This is a genomic window from Streptomyces sp. NPDC053426 (genome assembly GCF_055585405.1).
In genome coordinates, this window is record NZ_JBVJKE010000014.1 from 160,995 (window position 1) to 182,192 (window position 21,198).

The following is a 21,198-nucleotide window of genomic DNA, read 5'->3' on the forward strand; positions in this document are numbered from 1 at the left end:
CTCGGGCAGGGAATGGCCGCCGCCAGTAAAGCAAGGCTTACCTAACGCTGCAACGCCGCCCGGGTGAAAGCGGTTTGATGACCGGTCAGAAAATCGAACTCGTGAACTGTCCTTTTTGTCCAGTCGACAGCTTCACGACATAAGCTTAGGCTTCCCTAAGTTTTGCGGGCCGCTGTTCCGCCGGCGCGCCCCTCCTCCCGTAACCCCGACGCCGGACAACCGGCCGCCCGCACGATGGGAGTGACATGGCTCAGGTTCTTCCTGGCGACCCACCTCCGGTCCACGACCTCATCGGTATCGGCTTCGGCCCGTCCAATGTGGCCATGGCGATCGCACTCAGCGAGCACAACGCGCGTGCCGGCAGGCAGGAGACGGTCACCGCCCACTTCTTCGAGCGGCAGCCGGCGTTCGGCTGGCACCGGGGCATGCTGATCGACGACGCGACGATGCAGGTGTCCTTCCTCAAGGACCTGGTGACCCTCCGCAACCCGACCAGCGAATACAGCTTCCTGAGCTATCTCCAGAGCAAGGGACGCCTGATCGACTTCGTCAACCACAAGAACTTCTTCCCGCTGCGGACGGAGTTCCACGACTACTTCGAATGGGCGGCGGCGAAGGTCGACGACATGGTCTCCTACGGCCACGAAGTCGTCGCCGTCGAACCCGTCTTACGTGACGGAACGGTCGAGTACCTGGACGTGACGGCCCGCTCGCGGGACGGGCTGGTGGTCCACCGGGCCCGCAACCTGGTCATCGGCACCGGGCTGCGCCCGCGGATGCCGGAGGGGATCGAACGCTCCGACCGCATCTGGCACAACTCCGACCTGCTGGCCAAGGTGGACGCCCTGGAGGGCACGGATCCCTCCCGGTTCGTCGTGGTCGGCGCCGGCCAGAGCGCCGCCGAGAACGTCGCCTACCTGCACCGCCGCTTCCCCGGCGCCGAGGTCCACGCCGTCTTCTCCCGCTACGGCTACAGCCCCGCCGACGACAGCAACTTCGCCAACCGCATCTTCGACCCCGATGCGGTGGACGAGTACTTCACCGCCCCCGAGGACGTCAAGCGCAAGCTGATGGACTACCACGGGAACACCAACTACTCCGTGGTCGACACGGACCTCATCGAGGATTTGTACCGGCGCGTGTACCAGGAGAAGGTGCTCGGCACCGAGCGGCTCCACTTCCACAACGTGTCCCGGCTCACCGAAGTCGTCGAGACCCCGGAGCGGGTCCACGCCACCGTCGTCTCCCTGGTCACCGGCGAGCGGACCGCCCTCGACGCCGACGTCGTCGTGTACGGCACGGGATACCTGCCCGCCGACGGACTGGCCCTCCTCGGCGAGACGGCCGGGCTCTGCCACCGCGACGACGAGGGCCGCGTCCGCGTCGAGCGGGACTACCGCGTGGTGGCCCGCCCCGCACTGCGCTGCGGAATCTACCTGCAGGGCGGCACCGAGCACACCCACGGCATCACCTCGTCCCTGCTGTCGAACATCGCGATCCGGGTCGGCGAGATCCTGGACTCGATCCTCGACCGGACCCCCGCGTCCCCCGACGCGCACCGTCCCCTCACCGACGGGATCGGCACCGCTCGTTAGCCGGCCCGAGGTCCAGCCCCCCACACCGCCGCGCACTGCCCGGTCGTCGTACCCGGCAGGCGCGGCACCCCTGTGAAACCCCGTGAAAGGAACCAACGTGTCCACTGGAACACGCCCCGCGCCGGCGCGGATCGCCGGACTCATTCCCAGGGTGGTCGTGGCCGCCGTCGCCGCGCTCGCCCTGACCGCCTGTGGGGGCGGGACCGACGACTCCTCGTCCGACAAGGACTCCTCTTCCCCGGCCGGTGCGGGAGCGCGGTCCGCGGCGTTCCCGGTCACGGTCGAGCACAAGTACGGCAGTACGACCATCGAGGAGGAACCGAAGAAGGTCGTCACGCTCGGACTGTCGGACCAGGACGCGGTGCTGGCGCTCGGCGTCAAACCGGTCGGCGCCGTCGACTGGTTCAAGGAGAAGCCGTACGGCAAGTGGCCCTGGACCAAGGAACTCTGGGGCTCCGACACCCCCGAGATCGTCGGCGAGCGCGACGAGTACAACATGGAGAAGATCGCCGCGCTGCAGCCGGACCTGGTCATCGCCCAGTACTCGGGCATGAAGAAGGAGCAGTACGACACGCTCTCGAAGTTCACCAAGGTCGTCGCCCAGCCCAAGGACCACCCGGACTACGGGGCCCCCTGGCAGGAGATGACCCGCCAGATCGGCAAGGCGCTCGGCAAGGACGACCGGGCCGAGAAGCTGATCTCGGACATCGACGCGCAGTTCAAGACCGTCCGTGACGAACACCCCGAGTTCGGCGGTCTCACACTGGCCGTCGCCGACAGCTTCGAGGCCGGCAAGTACTCGGCGTTCACCAGGACCGACCCCAAGGCCATCTTCTTCAAGGAACTGGGCTTCCGGCTGAAGCCGCAGATCGACGAGCTGGCCAAGCCGGGCTGGAACGTGGCCGAGCTCAGCGCCGAGAAGCTGAACGTCCTCGACGTCGACCGGCTGGTCTGGGTCACCTCCAGCACCGACGCCAACGACCGCATCAAGGCGGAGCCGCTGTACCGGAAGCTGAAGGTCAGCCAGGACGGGCGCGACCTGTTCGTGCCCTACCAGGACCCGGACATCGGCGCGGCGTTCTCCTTCAACACGGTCCTGTCGATCCCGTACGCGATCGAGGAGATCACCCCGCTGATCACGGCCGTCGAGTGAGACCGGCGGGCGGCGGACACCGACAGGCCCGCCGCCCGCCGCACCGGTCCGACACCTCCACGGCCGCTCACCGACGCACATCAAGGAAGGGTCCTTCTTACGATGCCTGACGCCGAGTCGGACCGGACCACAGGGTCCGGGCTGTGGCCCCTGACCGGAGCGCAGTCCGGTATCTGGCTCGCCCAGCAGATCGAGCCGGACAGTTCGGTCCACACCCTCGCCTTCGTCCTCGAACTGCGCGGCGCCGTCGACCCCGGCCGCCTCGCCGCCTCGGCCCGCCGGGCCGTCGAGGAGGCCGAGGCCCTGCACGTCCGCGTCACCGCCGGCCGGGACGGGCCGCGGCAGACGGTCGTACGGGCCCCCGTCGACGTGCCCGTCCTCGACTTCCGGGGCGAGACCGACCCGGACCGGGCGGCCGCCGCCTGGATGGACGCCGACCGCGACCGGCCCGCCGACCTCGCCGGCGGCCCGCTGTTCGCCCAGGCGGTGCTCCGGCTCACCGACGGCCATGTGCTCTGGTACCAGCGCTACCACCACATCGTCGTCGACGGCATGGGCGCCGCCCTGATCACCCGCAGGGCCGGTGAGCTCTACACCGGGGGCGAGCGGGCACCCGCCGCCCCCGACGGGACGCTCTCCCGTCTGGTCACCGCCGACCGGGAGTACCGCGCGTCCGCACGACACCGCACCGACCGCGCCTACTGGCTCGACCGGATGTCCGGCCGCCCGGAGCCCGTACGCCTCGTCGAGCGCGCACCGGCGCCGATGACGCGGCGGGTGCGGCGCTCCACGGTGCTCGGCGCGCGGGACACCGCCCGGCTGGAGGCCGCCGCCCGCGGCGCCGGTGTCCGGCTCTCCCGGTTCCTGATCACCGCCGTGGCCGCCTACCTGCACCGGACCAGCGGCGCACAGGACCTGGTCCTCGGACTGCCGGTCACCGCCCGCGGGGACGACGGGGCGGCGGCCGTGCCCGGCATGGTGTCCAACGTCGTCCCCCTGCGGGTGCCGGTCCGACCGGGCACCACCGGAGCCGAACTGGCGGCGGAGACCGGGCACATCGTCGCCGAGGCCGTCGAGCACGGGCGCTACCGGGCCGAGGACCTGGCCCGGGAGCTGGGACTGGCCGACGGGCTGGCCGAACTGGTCGGGCCGACGGTCAACATCCTCCCCGGCACCGCCGACCTGCCTTTCGACGGCCACCCGGCCGAACTCCACCCGGCCTGGCTCGGCCCGGTGAACGACCTGGCCTTCACCTTCTCCCGGGCACGGGACGGACAGGGCGTCCGCCTCCACCTCGACGCCGACGCCGACGTCTGCGACGAAGCCGCCCTGCGCGACCACGAACGCCGCTTCCTCGCCCTGCTGGACTCCCTGGCCGAGGCCCCCGACCGGCCCCTCGGACACATCGACCTCACCGACGCCGCGGAACGCGGCCGGCTCCTCGGCGAACTGGGCGTGTCCCCGCGCGAGGTGCCCGAGCTGACCTGGCCCGCGGCCTTCGAGCACCAGGTCCGCGGGGCGCCCGACGCCGTGGCACTGGTCTGCGAGGACCGGGAACTGACGTACGGCGAACTGAACGCCCACGCCAACCGGCTCGCCCGGCTCCTGATCTCCCGGGGCGTGCGGGCCGAGGACGTCGTCGCCGTGGCCCTGCCCCGCTCGCCCGAGCTGGTGATCTGCCTGCTCGCGGTACTGAAGACCGGCGCCGCCTACCTTCCGCTGGACGCCGACCACCCGAAGGACCGCATCGCCCACATGCTGTCCGACGCGGGAGCCCGCACCGTCGTCACCGTGCGCGACCTGGCCGGGGAACTCCCCGCCGTACCCGGCGCGGGCCACGTCCTGCTCGACGACCCGGCCACGGCGGCCGCGTACGCCGCACAGGACCCCTCCGACCTCTGTCTGCCGATCCCGCTCGACCGGGCCGCGTACGTCATCTACACCTCGGGCTCCACCGGCCGCCCCAAGGGCGTCGTCGTCACCCACGACGGCGTCGGCAGCCTCATCGCCACCGCCACCGACCGCATCGGCGTCGGCCCGGACAGCAGGGTCGTGCAGTTCGCCTCCGTCGGCTTCGACGTCACGGTCTGGGACCTGATCATGTCGCTGTGCGTGGGCGGACGGATCATCGTCGTCCCCGAGGGGCGCCGCGTCGCCGGACCCGCCCTCACCGAGTACGTCGCCGGGCACCGCGCCACCCACATGATCCTGCCGCCGTCGCTGGTCTCCGCGCTGCCGCGGGACTGCGCACTGCCCGACGGCGCCGTCCTCGTCGTCGGCACCGAGGCCGTGCCGAGCGAGCTGATCGCCCGCTGGGCCGGGCGGCTGCGGGTCGTCGTCGCCTACGGGCTCACCGAGGCGAGCGTCAACTCCACCCTGTGGCTCGCCGACCCCGCCCGGCCGGGCCCCGCGCCCATCGGCCGGCCCGATCCCAACACCCGCGCCTACGTGCTCGACTCCGCGCTGCGCCCGGTCCCGGTGGGCGCCGAGGGCGAGCTGTACGTCGCCGGCCGCGGTCTGGCCCGCGGCTACCTCGGCCGGCCGGGGCTCACCTCCGAGCGGTTCGTCGCCGACCCGTTCGGCGCGCCCGGCACCCGCATGTACCGCACCGGCGACCGGGTGCGCTGGGCCCCCGACGGCAACCTGGAGTTCCTCGGCCGCGCCGACGGCCAGCTCAAGATACGGGGCCACCGGATCGAGCCGGGCGAGATCGAGAGCGCCTTCATGGCCTGCCCCGGCATCTCCCAGGCCGCGGTCCTGCCACGGGACGACCACCGGGGCGTCACCCGCCTGGTCGCCTACCTCGTGGCGGAGACCGACGCCGCCGTGACGGCCGCGCGGGCCCGAGCGGCCGACGTCCTGCCCGACTTCATGGTGCCGTCCGCCGTCGTCGTCATCGACGGCCCCCTTCCGCTGACACCCAACGGCAAACTCGACAGGCGCGCCCTCCCCGCCCCCCGATGGACCTCCCTGAGCGGGACGGACGCACCCACCACCCCCGCCGAGACCACGCTCGCCGGCCTGTTCGCCGACGTGCTCGGCATGCCGTCGGTCGGCGTCCACGACAGCTTCTTCGAACTGGGCGGCGACAGCATCGTCGCGATCCGGCTGGTCGACCTCGCCCGGGCGGCCGGGCTCACGATCACCCCCCGCGACGTGTTCCGCCGGCGGACCGTGGCGGCGCTCGCGCAGGCCGCCGACCAGGCCGGCCCCGGCACGCGGCCCGACACCCCGGCGCACCTGGACGAGGACGCCCTGCCGGTCTCCCCGCTCCAGGAGGGCTTCTTCTTCCACGCCCGGTACGACACCGACGCCGCCGACCCGTACCTCGTGCAGCAACTCCTCGACCTCACGGGCCCGGTGGAGCCCGACCGGCTGCGCCGGACGCTGCAGCACCTCCTCGACCGGCATCCGCTGCTGCGCGCCTCGTTCCGCCAACTGCCCGACGGCCGCGTCGTCCAGCGGCTCGCGGAACACGCCGTCCTGCCGTGGCGGGAGACCGGCACCCGCGCGAGCGGCGGACTGGACGCCCTGCTGGAGGCGGACCGGGCCGAAGGCTTCGACCTCGCCCGGCCACCGCTGCTGCGGGCCACCCTGATCCGCGACGGACACCACCACCGCCTGCTGCTCACCCTGCACCACATCGTCGCCGACGGCTGGTCGCTCGCCGTCCTCCGGCGCGAACTGCTCGCCGCCCACCGGGGCGAGGACCTGCCGGAGCCCTTCGCCCTGCACCGCCACCTGGCCTGGCTGGCCGGCCGGGACCGCGACGCGGCGCGCGAGGCGTGGCAGCGGGCGCTGACGGGACTCCCCGGGCCCACCCTGCTCGCCGGCTCCCTCACGACGGCGGACGGGCACCGGGCGCCCGCCCGGCCGGACCACCTGGACGTCCCGCTGCCCGACGACGGCCTCACCGCGTACGCCCGCACCCACGGAATCACCCTGAGCACCGTCGTCCACGGCCTCTGGGGCCTGCTCCTCGGCGGCCTGACCGGCACCCAGGACGTGGTGTTCGGCACCACGGTGTCCGGCCGGGGCCACGGGACCGGCGACCTGGACCGTGCCGTCGGCCTGTTCATCAACACCGTCCCGGCCCGCGTACGCCTGACGCCCGACGAGTCCCTCACCGACCTGCTGCGGCGCGTCCAGGACGAGCACGCGGCCCTGCTGGACCACCAGCACCTCGGTCTCGCCGACATCCAGCGGACCGCGGGCGGCGGCGAACTCTTCGACACCCTCGTCGTGTTCGAGAACCACCCGACCGCCTCCGACGACGGTGCGGACACCCTCCGCGTCACCGGCTCCGAGGTGTACGACACCGTGCACTACCCCCTCGCGCTGATCGCCGAGCCGGAGGACGGCCGGCTGCGGCTGCGGTTCACGTACGACGCAGCACGGCTGGACCGGCCGGCCGTGGCCGGCCTCGCCGGCCGGTTCGTGACCCTGCTGCGCACCCTGACGTCCGACCCCGGCCGCCCGGTCGCCCGCACCGACCTGCTGACCCCTCAGGAGCGGCGGCGCCTGACCGGCCTCGACACCACCGCGCACCCGGTGCCCGACGCCACCCTGGCCTCGCTGTTCGCGCGGCAGGCGGCACGCACGCCGCACGCCACGGCGCTCGTCTTCGAGGGCACCACCCTCACCTACGCGGAACTCGACCGGCGCGCCGAGGCCCTGGCCCGCCGACTGCGGGCACGCGGCGCGGGCCCCGAACGGTTCGTCGCGGTCGCCGTGCCCCGGTCGGCGGAGCTCGTGATCGCGCTGCTGGCCGTCCTCAAGGCGGGCGCCGCCTACCTTCCCGTCGACCTCGACCACCCCGCGGACCGGGTCGCGTACCTGATCGGCGACTCCGGAGCACGGACCGTCGTGACCACCGCGGAGGCCGCCGCGAGGCTGCCCGAAGTGCCCGGTCTCCGGCACCTGATGGCCGAGGACGACGAGGACGTCCCCGACACCCGGCCGGTGCCGGCCGGCCCGGACCATCCCGCGTACCTGATCCACACCTCCGGCTCCACCGGGCGCCCCAAGGGCGTCGTGGTCACCCACCGGGCGATCGTCAACCGGCTCGCCTGGATGCAGGCCGAGTACCGGCTCACCGAGGACGACCGGGTGCTCCAGAAGACGCCGTCCGGTTTCGACGTCTCCGTGTGGGAGTTCTTCTGGCCCCTGCTGGAGGGCGCCACCGTCGTCCTCGCCCGCCCCGGCGGCCACCGCGACCCCGCCTACCTGGCCGAGCTGATCCGCACCGAACGGATCACCACACTGCACTTCGTGCCGTCGATGCTGGCCGCCTTCCTGCGGTTCACGGAGACGGAGCGGGACCGGCCGTGGGCGGCGGGCCTGCGCCGGGTCTTCTGCAGCGGCGAGGCGCTCCCCGGCGCGGACGCCGCACGCTGGCGGGACCTCACCGCCCGCTCCGGACAGGGCCCCGTCCCCCTGCACAACCTCTACGGCCCCACCGAGGCCGCCGTGGACGTGACGTACTTCCCGTACGACGGCGGCGGCGAGACCACGGTGCCGATCGGCCGGCCGGTGTGGAACACCCGGCTGCGTGTGCTGGACGCCTTCCTGCGCCCGGTGCCCGACGGCGTCCCCGGCGAGCTGTACCTCAGCGGGATCCAGCTGGCGCGCGCCTACCACGACCGGCCGGGGCTGACCGCCGAGCGGTTCGTCGCCGACCCCTTCGGCGCGCCCGGCGCACGCATGTACCGCACCGGGGACCTGATCCGGCGCCGCGCCGACGGCGCCGTCGAGTACCTCGGGCGCACCGACCGGCAGGTCAAGATCCGCGGCAACCGTGTCGAACCCGGCGAGATCGAGGCGGTGCTGGGCGGACTGCCGGGCGTGGACCGGGCGGCCGTGATAGCCCGCGACGGCACCCTGACCGCGTACGCCGTGCCCGCGCCCGACGCCGCTCCGGTGGACGCCGAGAGCCTGCGCGCGGCGCTCGCGGACGCGCTGCCCGCGCCCATGGTGCCGGGTGCCGTCCTGCTGATCGGCGAACTGCCGCTGACCCCGAGCGGCAAGCTCGACGTCAACGCGCTGCCCGTGCCGTCCGCCGCCCCCGGCGCCGGTGGCCGCGCACCCGCCGACGAGCGGGAGCGCGCCCTGTGCGACGTCTTCGCCGCCGTGCTCGGGGTGCCCGGCATCGGCGCCGACGACGACTTCTTCACCCTCGGCGGCGACAGCCTCACCTCCATCACCGTCGCCACCCGGGCCAGGGAACACGGACTGCTCATCGGCCCGCGCGACGTCTTCGAGCACCGCACCCCGGCCGCGCTCGCCGCCGCGGCGGGCGAGTACGCCTCTCGGGACGCGGCCGTCCCCGACGTGACCGTCCCGGCCGCCGAGGCCGGGCAGGCCGCGGCCGCCCTGCGGCTCGTACTGGCCCGGCAGGAGCAGTCCGGCGCGGCGGTCGATCCCGCCCTGCGGGCGCTGCTGGCCCAGCTCACCACGGCAGCCGACACACCCCGGGCCCCCCTGCTCACCCCCGAGGAGACCGCCCGCGTCGAGGCCGCCGCCGGCGCGTCACGGGTCGCGGACATCTGGCCCCTGTCCCCGCTCCAGGAGGGCATGTACTTCCACGCCACCTACGACGCCGGCGACGCACTCGACGTCTATCTCTCCCAGGAGACACTGGACTTCGACCACCGCCTGGACGCCACCCGGCTGCGCGCCGCGTGCCGGACGCTCCTGGAGCGCAACACCGGCCTGCGCGCCGGGTTCGTCAGCGACGGTCTGCCCCGCCCGGTGCAGTTCATCGCGGAGCACGCCGGGGTCCCCCTCGTCGAGCACGACCTCTCCGCACTGCCGGCCGGCGAGCAGCGGGCCCGCACGGACGAACTCCTCGCGGCCGACCGCCGCCGCCGCTTCGACCTGACCGCCCCGCCCCTCGCCCGCCTGCTGCTGCTCCACCTCGGCGACGGCCGGGACCGGCTGGTCGTCACCCACCACCTCATCCTCTGGGACGGCTGGTCCGCCTGGCTGTTCCTGGAGGAACTCCTCGCACTGTACGAACGTGCCGGCGACGCCACCGGACTGCCGGCCCCCGGCTCCTACCGGGACTACCTGGCCTGGCTGGACCGGCAGGACACCGACACCGCGCTGGCCGCGTGGCGCCGGGCGCTCGCCGGGTTCGACGAGCCGACCCTGGTCGCCCCGGCCGGCCGCGACGGCGGCCCGGTGATACCGGCGGACTTCGACGCGACGCTCACCCGAGAGACCAGCGACCGGCTGCGCGCCGCCGCCCGGCGCCACGGCCTCACCCCGAACACCCTGCTGAACACGGCCTGGGCCCTGGTGCTCTCGGCGCTGACCGGCCGCACGGACGTCGCCTTCGGCACGGCGGTGGCCGGACGGCCCGCCGACGTCCCCGACGCCGCCGGCATCATCGGCATGTTCCTCAACACGGTCCCCGCGCGCATCGCGCTCGACCCCGGCGAACCCCTGCTCGACCTGTTGCGCAGGACGCAGTCCGAGCGCGCGGCGGTCATGCCGTACGAGTACGTGGGGCTCGGGACGCTGCAGCGGGAGACCGGTCACCGACGGCTGTTCGACACCCTGTTCGTGCTGCGCTCGGCCGACGGCGAGGAGCGGGCCGCCACGCTCCGGCGGCGGCACGGCATCACCGCCATGTCCAACGTGGACGGCACCCACTTCCCGCTCACCCTGATCGTCACGCCGGAGACCCGGCTGCGGGTGACCCTCGCCGCCCGGCCCGACCTGTTCGACGCGGACACGGCCACGGTGATCCTCGCCCGGTTCACGACCGTACTGGAGCGACTGGCCGACGTCCTCACCGGACCGGAGGCGGGCAGCGCCCGGACCGCCGGCCTCGACCTGCTGCTGCCCGGGGAGCGGACCGCCCCGGCCGCGACCCGCGAACCGGTGCCCGACGACACCGTCGCCGACCTGCTCACCGCCCAGACCGCCCGCACGCCCGACGCGGTGGCCCTGGTCTTCGGCGAACAGTCCCTGACCTACGCCGAACTGGACGCCCGGATCAACCGCCTCGCCCGGCTGCTGCTGGTCCGGGGCGCGGGACCGGAGAAGGCCGTCGCGCTCGCCCTGCCCCGCTCCCTCGACATGGTCACGGCGCTGTTCGCCGTCCTGCGCACCGGGGCCGCCTATCTGCCGCTCGACCTCGACCACCCCGCCGACCGGCTGCGCCTGATGGTGGCGGACACCGGCCCGCTGTGCCTGGTCTCCACCACGGCCGTGGCCCCCGCCCTGCGGGGCGAAGGGGGACCGCTCGCGCCCGAACTGCTCCTGGACACCCCGTCCGTGGCCGCCGAACTCTCCGCCCTCCCGCCCGACGGCATCACCGACGCCGAACGGCCGGCGTTCGCCCGCGGTGTGCCGGACCGGCTGGAGCACCCGGCGTACATCATCTACACCTCCGGCTCCACCGGCCGCCCCAAGGGCGTCGTCACCCCCTACCGGGGGCTGACGAACATGCAGCTCAACCACCAGCGGGAGATCTTCGACCCGGCCATCGCCTCCGCCGGGGGGCGGCGGCTGCGGATCGCGCACACCGTATCCTTCGCCTTCGACATGTCCTGGGAGGAACTGCTGTGGCTCGTCGAGGGCCACGAGGTGCACGTCTGCGACGAGCGACTGCGCCGTGACGCCGAGGCGTTGGTGGCCTACTGCGACCGGCACGCCGTCGACGTCGTCAACGTCACCCCGACCTACGCCCAGTTGCTGATCGAGGAGGGCCTGCTCGAACAGGACCCGGCCGCGGGCCGGCACCGGCCCGCCCTGGTCCTGCTCGGCGGCGAGGCCGTCCCCGACACCGTGTGGACCCGGCTGCGCCGCACGGAGGGCACCTACGGCTACAACCTGTACGGGCCCACCGAGTACACGATCAACACCCTCGGCGGCTCCACCACGGACAGCGCCACCCCGACCGTCGGCCTGCCCATCCGGGGCACCCGCGTCCACGTCCTCGACACCATGCTCCGCCCGGTCCCGCCCGGCTGCCCCGGCGAGCTGTACATCGCCGGCACCGGACTCGCCCGCGGCTACCACGAACGGCCGGGCCTCACGGCGGAGCGCTTCGTCGCCGACCCGTTCGGGGAGCCGGGCGAGCGCATGTACCGCACCGGCGACCTGGTCCGGCAACGCCCGGACGGCCTGCTCGACTTCCTCGGCCGCACCGACGACCAGGTGAAGATCCGCGGCTACCGCATCGAGCCGGCGGAGATCGCCGCCGCCTTGACCGCGCACCCCGAGGTCGCCCGCGCGGCGGTCGTCGTGGTGCCGTCCGCCGGGACGAAGCGCCTGGTCGGCTACGTGGTGCCGGAGAAGGGCGGGCAGCCGGGGGAGGACCTGCCCAAACGGCTCCGCGACCACCTGCGGGCCGGCCTGCCGGACTACATGGTCCCGGCCGCCCTCGTCCCCGTGGACACCCTCCCGCTGACCGTCAACGGCAAGCTCGACGTCAAGGCACTGCCCGCCCTCGACCTCACCGGCACGGGCACCGGCCGGCCGCCCCGCACCCCGCACGAGGAGACGCTGTGCGCGCTCTTCGCCGATGTGCTCGGCCTGCCCGAGGACGGCGTCGGGGCCGACGGCGACTTCTTCGACCTGGGCGGACACTCCCTGCTCGCCACCCGGCTGGTCAGCCGCGCCCGCGCCGCCCTCGGCGTCGAACTCGCCATCCGCGACCTGTTCGAGGCACCCACCGTCGCCGAACTGGCACGGCGCACGGCCCGCTCCGACGCCGCCGCCCGGCCCGCGCTCACGGCCGGGGAGCGCCCCGCCGAGCTGCCGCTGTCCCACGCCCAGCAGCGGCTGTGGATCGTCCAGCAGATCGAGTGCGCCTCCGCCGCGTACAACTTCCCGCTGGTGCTGCGGGTGCGCGGACCGCTCGACCGTACGGCGTGGAGCGCGGCCCTCGCCGATGTGACGGCCCGCCACGAGGCGCTGCGCACCCTCTTCGCCGAACGGGACGGCCGGGTGTTCCAGCACGTGCTGCCCGCCGACGAGGCCCGCCCGGAGGTGGAGCACGTCCGGGCCGCCGAGGCCGAGGTGCCCGCCGTCGTGGCCGCCGCGGTGCGCCGGCCGTTCGACCTCGCCCGCGAACTTCCCCTGCGCGCCACCCTCGTGGAGATCGCCCCCGAGGACCACGTCGTCGTGCTGCTGCTGCACCACATCACCACCGACGAATGGTCGGACCGCCCCTTCCTGCGCGACCTGGCCACCGCCTACCGCGCCCGCCTCACGGGCACCGCCCCCGGGTGGCGGCCGCTGCCCGTCCAGTACGCCGACTACGCCCTCTGGCAGCAGCGGCTGCTCGGCGACCCGTCCGACCCCGACAGCCAGGCCGCCCGTCAACTGGCCTACTGGCGTACGGCGCTGGCGGGAGCCCCCGAGGAACTCGACCTGCCCGCCGACCGGCCCCGGCCCGCGCGTCCCGCCTTCTCGGGGGCCGCACTCGACATCGAGTTCGACACCGCCGTCCACGAAGGGCTCGGCCGGCTCGCCCGGTCCACCGGCACCAGCATGTTCATGGTCGTCCACGCGGCCGTCGCCACCCTGCTCCACCGCATGGGCGCCGGAACGGACATCCCGCTCGGCGCGCCCATCGCGGGCCGCGGCGACCAGGCGCTGGACGACCTCGTCGGCTTCTTCGTCAACACCCTCGTCCTGCGGGCCGACCTCGGCGGCGACCCCGGGTTCATCGAACTGCTCGCCCGGATCCGCGCGACCGACCTGGCCGCGTTCTCCCACGCGGACGTGCCGTTCGAGGCGGTGGTGGAGGCGGTCAACCCGGCCCGGTCGCTCGCCCGCAACCCGCTGTTCCAGGTGATGGTCGGCCACCACGTCCGTACCGGCGACGCACTCGAACTGCCCGGCCTGACCGCCGAGTACCTGCCCTTCCCGGTCGAATCGGCCAAGTTCGACCTCGTGTTCAGCTTCACCGAACGGCAACGGACCGACCGCGGACCGGGGTCGCTCCGCTGCCGTCTGGAGTACGCCACCGAACTGTTCGACCACGAGAGCGCCGAGCGGATCGGCGAACGGCTGCGCAGGCTCGTCACCGCCGTCGTCGCCGCGCCTGAACGGCCCGTGTCCCAGGCGGAGATCCTCTCCGACGGGGAACGCCACCAGGTCCTGGAACGCTTCAACGACACCGCACGCGACGTCGAGGAGGCGTCCCTGCCCGCCCTCTTCGCCCGGCGGCTCGCCGAACGGCCCGACGCGGTCGCCGTCGTCGAGCGCTCCCGCCCGGTGACCTACGCCCAGCTCGACGCACGGGCCGACCGCATCGCACGGCTCCTCGCCGCGCACGGCGTCGGCACCGAGAGCGTGGTCGGGGTGGCCGTGCCCCGCTCGGTCGACACGATCGCGACCGTGCTCGCCGCGCTGAGGCTGGGCGCCGCCTTCCTGCCGCTGGACCTGGCACACCCGGGCGACCGCCTCACCTACATGATCGAGGACTCGGGCGCCGCCCTCGTCGTCGGCAGCGAACCGGTGGCCGGCAAGATCCCCGAGGTGCCGGGCGTCCCCGTGGTGCTGCTCGACGCCCCCGCGACCGTCACCGCACTGGACCGCCTGCCGGACACCCCCCTGGACACCCGCCCGGTCGAGCTGGACCGGGCCGCGTACGTCATCTACACCTCCGGTTCGACGGGCCGGCCCAAGGGCGTCGTCGTCTCCCACGAGGGCGTCTCCAGCCTGGTCGCCACCGCCGTCGACCGCATGGACCTGCGCCCCGACAGCAGGGTCCTCCAGTTCGCCTCCATCGGCTTCGACGTGTTCGTCTTCGAACTGGCCATGGCCCTGTGCCACGGCGGCCGGCTGGTACTGATCCCCGACGAGGCACGGGTCGCCGGAGAGGCGCTCACCGACTTCCTCGCGGACCAGCGCGTCACCCACATGATCCTGCCGCCGTCCCTGGTCTCCGCCCTGCCGCCCGGCTGCGCCCTGCCCGAGGGGTCGACCGTCCTGGTCGGCACCGAGACGGTCCCGCCGGACCTGTTCGAACGCTTCGGCGCCACCGCCCACCTGATCTGCGCCTACGGGCTCACCGAGGCGACCGTCAACTCCACCCTGTGGCCCTCCCGCGCACACGGACCGCGCACGCCCGGCCGGGTCCCCATCGGCCGCCCCGACCCCAACACCCGCTGCTACGTCCTGGACGAACACCTCCGCCCGGTCCCGCCGGGCGTGGCGGGGGAGTTGTACGTCGCCGGACGCGGTCTCGCCCGCGGCTACCTCGGCAGGCCCGCGCTCACCTCCGAGCGGTTCGTCGCCGACCCGTTCGGACCGCCCGGCGGCCGCATGTACCGCACGGGCGACCGCGCCCGCTGGCGGGCGGACGGCAACCTCGACTTCCTCGGCCGGGTGGACACCCAGGTGAAGATCCGCGGGTTCCGCATCGAGCTCGGGGAGATCGAGGCGGCCCTCACCGGCCACCCCGCGGTCGGCCAGGCGGCCGTGACCGCCGACCGCGACGGCGACATCGTGCGCCTCGTCGGTTACGCCGTGCCCGACGGCGGCGTGGACCTCGACCCGCGGGCGCTGCGCGCCCATGCCGCCGGGCTGCTGCCCGAGTACATGGTCCCGGCCCTCGTCGTACCGCTGGACGGTCCGCTGCCGCTGACCCCCAACGGCAAGCTGGACCGCAGGGCGCTGCCCGCGCCGGACTGGTCCTCCATGACCGGCGACGCCCACCCCGCCACCCGGACGCAGGCCCGGCTGGCCGGGCTGTTCCGCGAGGTCCTCCGGCTGGACGGCGTCGGCGTCCACGACGACTTCTTCGCGCTGGGCGGCCACTCGATGGCCGCGATGCGGCTGCTGGGCCGGATCCGCACCGAGTTCGGCGTGGAACTGGGCGTCCGGGACGTCTTCGACGCGCTGACCGTCGCCGGCCTCGCCACCGTGCTCGACGGGGCGGCCACCGTCCGTCCCGCGCCGCTCCCGGCCGGGGACGGCGCGGCGGTGGACCCCGGCAGGCCGGTCGCGCCGGTCCAGCGTGCCCAGTGGCACGCCCACCGGCGCGACCCCCGGTTCGACCACGCCCTGGAACTGCGCTCACCGGGCGGGCTGGACGCCGGCGCGCTCACCGCCGCGCTGGCCGATGTGACGGCCCGCCACCAGCCGCTGCGCACGGCGTTCACCGAACGCGACGGCACGGTGTTCCCGCACCCGGTCGAGCCTCCCGCCCTGACCGTCGAGGAGTGCGCCGACCTCGACGGGCGCTTGGTCGAACTCGCGGCGCAGACAACGGACTTGACGGTGGAGGCGCCGCTGCGGGCGCGGCTGCTCACCGCCCCCGACGGCCGCCAGGCGGTCTCGCTGACCGCGCACTACCTCGCCGTGGACGAGTGGTCGGTGGTCCCCCTGCTCCGCGATCTCACCACCGCGTACGCCGCCCGGTCCGAGGGCCGGGAACCCGGCTGGCGGCCGCTGCCGGTGACGTACGCCGACCACACCCGCTGGTCCCAGGAGGCGCTCGGCGACCTCACCGACCCGGACAGCCGGGGCGGGCGCCGGCTCGCCCACTGGCGGCGGACGCTGAAGGACGTACCGTCCGCCCTCGCGCTGCCGGCGGACCGGTCGGGGTCCGCCGCGCCCGGCCGGGTCGTCTTCGTGCTGGACGAGCGGCTGCACGCCGACGTGGACCGGCTGGCCCGGACCACCGGCACCAGCATGTTCATGGTGCTGCACGCGGCCCTGGCGGCCCTGCTCACCGCGCACGGCGCGGGCACCGACCTGCCCATCGGCACCATGGCCGCGGGCCGTGCCGACGACCGGCTCGCCGACCTCGTCGGCTGCTTCCTCAACACGCTCGTCCTGCGCACCGACACGGCGGGCGACCCCGCCTTCGCGGAACTGCTGGCCCGGGTACGGGAGACGACGCTCGGCGCCCTGGACCGGCAGGACGTGCCGTACGACGAGGTGGCCCGCGCGACCGGGCTGCCCCCCGAGGGGCCCCAGGTCATGGTGATCCACCACGAACAGGCCGACCTGGCACGGCTGGAGGGGGGCCTGGGCTCGCTGCGGGCCGCCCCCACCGGCGCGGTGCGGGCCGGGCTGACCCTCGGCTTCCACGAACCGCGCGGCGCCGGCCCGGTGCACTGCGCGCTGACCCACGCGGCCGGCGTACTCGGCACCGCCGCGGCACGCCGGCTCGCCGACGACCTGACCGCCCTGCTGCGCGACGCGGCGGCCGACCCGCGACGACCTCTCTCCGAGCTGATCACCACCCCGTCCACAAGGAGCGACCACGCATGACGACCAACCCGTTCGAGGACCCGCAGGGCCGCTTCCTGGTCCTGGTCAACGACGAGAACCAGCACTCCCTGTGGCCGTCCTTCGCCCAGGTGCCGGCCGGCTGGCGGACCGCCTTCGGCGAGGACACCCGCGAAGCCTGCCTGGCCTACGTGGAGACCCACTGGACCGACCTGCGCCCCGCGAGCCTGACCGCCCACGACCGCTGACCCCGCCTCACACACCCGGCGGCCGCGCCGGCCGCACCGACGAGGCGTCACCGCCGTGCGCGCGGCCCGGTTCCCCGCGCTCACCCGCGGCCGCCACGGCCCCGCGCCGCCGCCCGCCGTCGCCGGGAACCACCCGCCGCGGTGGCGGTTCCCGGCGGCGCGCCGGGTCTTCTCGAAGGGGCGAGGTGAGGCCCGCCCTTCGGCGGGGCGGTGCCGTCAGGCCCCGTCGTCCTCCGCCGGCCGGGTCGTCCCCGGACGGCTGTCGGACCAGGCGGCCCACAGCTCGGCGTACCGGCCGCCGGCCGTGAGGAGTTCCTCGTGGGTGCCGGTCTCGACGACCCGGCCCTCGTCGAGGACGACGATCCGGTCGGCGGTCGCGGCCTGCGGCAGACGGTGCGCCACCATCAGGCCCGTGCGCCCCTCCAGGGCCTTCAGCGCGGCCGCCTCCAGGACCCGCGCCCCCGCGCTGCCCGCGTCGGCGGTCGCCTCGTCCAGGATGGCGATCGGCGGGTCGGCGAGGACCAGCCGGGCCAGCGCCAGATGCTGGGCCTGGGTCACCGTCAGCCGGTGCCCGCCCTCCCCGACCACCGTGTCCAGCCCGTCGGGCAGCGCCTCGGCCCACTCCAGGGCGCCCACCGCCGCCAGGGCCGCCCGCAGGTCGTCGTCGCCGGCGTCCGGCCGGGCCAGCCGCAGGTCCTCGGCGAGCGGACCGGCGAAGACGTGCACCTCCTGGCTGATGAGCGTCACCGCGCGGCGGACCCCCGCGGGACCCAGCTCGCCGGCGTCGGCCCCGCCCAGCGTGACCGACCCCCGGGCCGGCCGGTGCACGCCCGCGATCAGCTTGGCCAGCGTCGTCTTGCCGGCCCCGCTCGAACCGACCAGCGCGACCCGCTCCCCGCCGCTCACCTCCAGATCGACGTCCCGCAGCACCGGGTGGCCGGGCACGTAGGCGTGGTCGAGCGAGGAGACCTTGACCGAGCCGTCCACCGGCACGGCCCGCCGGCCCGGCTCCGGCTCCGGCGCGACGGCCAGGCCGGACACCCCGACCAGGCGGGCGAGGCTCGCGCCCGCCGACTGCACGTCGTCCAGCAGGAACAGCGCGGCGTTGACCGGGTTGAACAGACTGTGGAAGTACAGCGCGGCCGCGGTCGCCGTGCCGATGCTCACCGACCCGTTGTCCACCAGCACGAAGCCGGTGACCAGGACCGAGGCCAGGCCGATGAACTCGGCCAGGTTGAGCCGGGAGAAGAACCCGGTCACGACGTGGATGCCGCGCAGCGCCAGCCCGAGGGCCGCCCGCGACCGCTGCTCCACGAGGTCCAGGTGCGGCCCGTTCAGCCGGAACGCGCGTACGGTGCGGACGCCCCCGATGCTGTCGAGCAACTGGTGCTGGAGCGCGCCGGTGGCCACCCGGTGCCCGGCGTACACGGGAGCGGCCCGGCGCAGGTACCAGCGCACCGACAGCACCTGCACGGGCACGGCGCACAGCGCGGCGAGCAGGAACCGCCAGTCCAGCACGGCGAGTCCGGCCAGGGTCAGCACGATGGTGAAGGCGGAGCGGGAGAACTCCGGGAGGGCCTGCCGTACCGACTTGGCGACCATGGTGACGTCGTCCGTCACCCGGGAGACCAGGTCGCCCGAGCCGGCCTCCTCGACCCGCTCCAGCGGCAGCCCGAGCGCCCGCTCGACGAACCGCTCGCGCAGGGCGGCGAGCAGGGTCTCGCCCAGCCGGGCGACGAGGGCGCTGCCGAGGGCGGTGGCGGCGCCGCGCGCCACGGCCACCGTGACGAGCAGGACCATGGGCACGGTCAGCGCGTCCGTGCCGCGCCGCTCCACCACCAGGTCGACGACGTGTCCGAGCAGGGGCGCCGTCAGCAGGCCGACGGCCGTTCCGGCGACCAGGACGCCCACCGCCGCCGCCGTCAGCGGACGGTGGCCGCGCAGCATGGAGCGGAGGGCGGCCAGGGTCTCGGCGCCGGTCGCGGTCGGCAGCAGGGCGCGGTCCACGGGGCCGGTGCGGATCGTCGTCTCCTCGGTCCGTACGTCGTCGGTGCGCGGGTCCGTGCCGTTCGCGGCGCTCATGCCAGGACCGCCGCACGGTAGGCGGCGTCGGCGGCGACGAGCTCGGCGTGCCGCCCGTCGGCGGTCACCGTGCCGCCGTCGAGCACCACCACCCGGTCGGTGACCGCCAGCAGCGCGGGGCTGGTGGTGACCAGGACCGTGGTGCGGTCCCGTCGTGTCTCCCGCAGCCGGGCGGCGATCCGCGACTCGGTGACCGTGTCCACCGCGGTGGTCGGGTCGTGCAGGACCAGCACCGGCCGGCCGGCGGCCAGCGCCCGGGCCAGCGCGACCCGCTGGCGCTGACCGCCGGAGAGGGAACGGCCGCGTTCGGCGAGGACGGTGTCCGCGCCGTCGGGCAGCAGCCGGGCGACGTCGTCGGCCGCCGAGGCGGTGAGCGCCGCCTCCACCACGGCCGTGTCCGCGTCCGCCCCGCCGCGCACGTTGTCCAGCAGACTCGTCTCGAACAGATCCGCGTCATGGGGCGCCACCAGGACGGCCCGGCGTACGTCGTCGGGGTCCAGGCCGGTCAGCGGCACGCCGTCGAGCTCGACCACACCCCCGGCGGGGTCCGACTCCCGGGCCAGACAGCGCAGCAGGTCCCGCGCCGCCGCCGGGTCCCCGGTCACCACACCGGTGAGTCCAGGGCCGAGGTCGAGGTCGACGCCCCGCAGCGCGCCGAGCGTGACACCGCGCAGCCGGATCCGCCCGGCGACGGCCCCGGGCAGCGCGGCCCCGCCCGGCTCCACCGCGGCGGGCGCCGCCAGCACCTCGGCGATCCGGCGGGCCGAGGCACGGCCCTGAGCGAACTCGGCGTTGACGAAGGTGAGCAGCTGGAACGGCCCGAGCAGGAACTGCGCCAGCCCCACCGCCGCCACGAGCTCACCGACACTGATGCTGCCGCGCATCGCCAGGTACGCGCCCACCAGGGCGATGACCGCGATGAAGACGCCGGTCAGCGCGAGCACCGCCCCTTCGTGCCCGGCCCGGCTGCGGGCGGCACGCAGCGCGGCGGCCAGCGAGTCCTGACTGGTCCGCCGGTAGCGGGCCACGGCCGCCGGCTCGGCCCCCATCCCCTTGAGCACCCGCAGGCCCATGACCAGGTCGGCGGCGACCCCCGAAGCGTGGGCGGCGCGCTCCTGCTCGGTCTCGCTGCGCCGCTCCAGCGGCCCGCTGATGCGATGGCCCAGCCACAACAGGGGCGGAATGCCGAGCAGGACGAGCAGGCCGAGCGGCACCGAGATCCGCAGCAGGGCCACCGCGCTGACCGCGAGGGCGGCGAGCGCCGAGGCGCCGTACGACAGGACGGTCACCGCCGCGCCCACGCGCCGGGCGTCGTTGGTGGCGATGCTGGTCAGCGCGCCCGGGAGCCGGTCGGCGTCGGCGCCGCCGCGCGGGTCGAGCACCCGGGCGGCGAGGTCCAGGCGCAGCCGGTGCGTGGCCCGTTCACCCGCGGCCTCCGTGATGCGGGCGCCCACGCGGTAACACGTCGACAGGACGACGAAGACGACGGCGAGCAGCGCCAGCAGCCGCAGCAGCGTGCCGGACGAGCCCTTGGCCACCGCCTCGTCGATGATCACGCCCACGAGTACGGGGACCAGGGCCTCGCACGTCTGGTGGCCCATGCCGAGGAGTGATGCCGCGACGACGCCGCGGCGCCGGCCCCTGATCGCTTGCCGGAGGACATGCCCCCCGGTCGGTCCTCCAGCCGGCATGTGCCGTACCTCCGCGATGGTCAGATGGTTAGGTAAGGCTACTCTGAACACGACGGTCCAGGTACCGCGCGCCGAGCACGCCGACGTGCGGTGCTTCCCGCCCAACGCCCTTGGGGAGAGGCGTCGTTGACCACTCGCTTCACCTTCGGTTAGCCTCGCCTAAGCTGAACTCGCCGTCGTGTCCTGCCTTCCCGCACCCGTGCGAGCCCCGCGAACCACCGCCAGGG

Annotated in this window: 6 protein-coding genes; 4 read left to right on the top strand and 2 right to left on the bottom strand. The window is 74.5% G+C overall.

What is annotated here, in order from left to right:
- Window positions 1-245 precede the first annotated feature (245 nt).
- The 4 genes from ACZ62B_RS27285 to ACZ62B_RS27300 all read left to right on the top strand — a co-directional run bounded on the left by ACZ62B_RS27285 (window position 246) and on the right by ACZ62B_RS27300 (window position 17,198).
- On the top strand, window positions 246-1,595 hold the full coding sequence (locus ACZ62B_RS27285) for a lysine N(6)-hydroxylase/L-ornithine N(5)-oxygenase family protein (RefSeq protein ID WP_469692376.1): 1,350 nt from the start codon (window positions 246-248) through the stop codon (window positions 1,593-1,595).
- A 97-nt stretch (window positions 1,596-1,692) separates the two neighbouring features.
- Window positions 1,693-2,748 carry an iron-siderophore ABC transporter substrate-binding protein gene (locus ACZ62B_RS27290; protein ID WP_469692378.1) on the top strand — a complete coding sequence of 352 codons (1,056 nt, stop codon included), beginning with the start codon at window positions 1,693-1,695 and terminating at the stop codon, window positions 2,746-2,748.
- A 102-nt stretch (window positions 2,749-2,850) separates the two neighbouring features.
- A complete protein-coding gene (locus ACZ62B_RS27295; RefSeq protein ID WP_469692379.1) occupies window positions 2,851-16,992 on the top strand; it encodes an amino acid adenylation domain-containing protein in 14,142 nt (4,713 codons plus the stop codon).
- Complete coding sequence (locus tag ACZ62B_RS27300; protein ID WP_344560203.1) at window positions 16,989-17,198, top strand: MbtH family protein; 210 nt, start codon at window positions 16,989-16,991, stop codon at window positions 17,196-17,198. Before ACZ62B_RS27295 ends, ACZ62B_RS27300 begins: the two co-directional genes overlap by 4 nt.
- 216 nt (window positions 17,199-17,414) lie before the next feature.
- Here the strand turns inward: ACZ62B_RS27300 and ACZ62B_RS27305 are convergent, their stop codons facing one another.
- Window positions 17,415-19,280 (bottom strand): ABC transporter ATP-binding protein, encoded by a 1,866-nt coding sequence (locus tag ACZ62B_RS27305; RefSeq protein ID WP_469692381.1) that lies wholly within the window; start codon window positions 19,278-19,280, stop codon window positions 17,415-17,417.
- Complete coding sequence (locus tag ACZ62B_RS27310) at window positions 19,277-20,971, bottom strand: ABC transporter ATP-binding protein (protein WP_469692382.1); 1,695 nt, start codon at window positions 20,969-20,971, stop codon at window positions 19,277-19,279. Before ACZ62B_RS27310 ends, ACZ62B_RS27305 begins: the two co-directional genes overlap by 4 nt.
- Window positions 20,972-21,198: the final 227 nt, after the last annotated feature.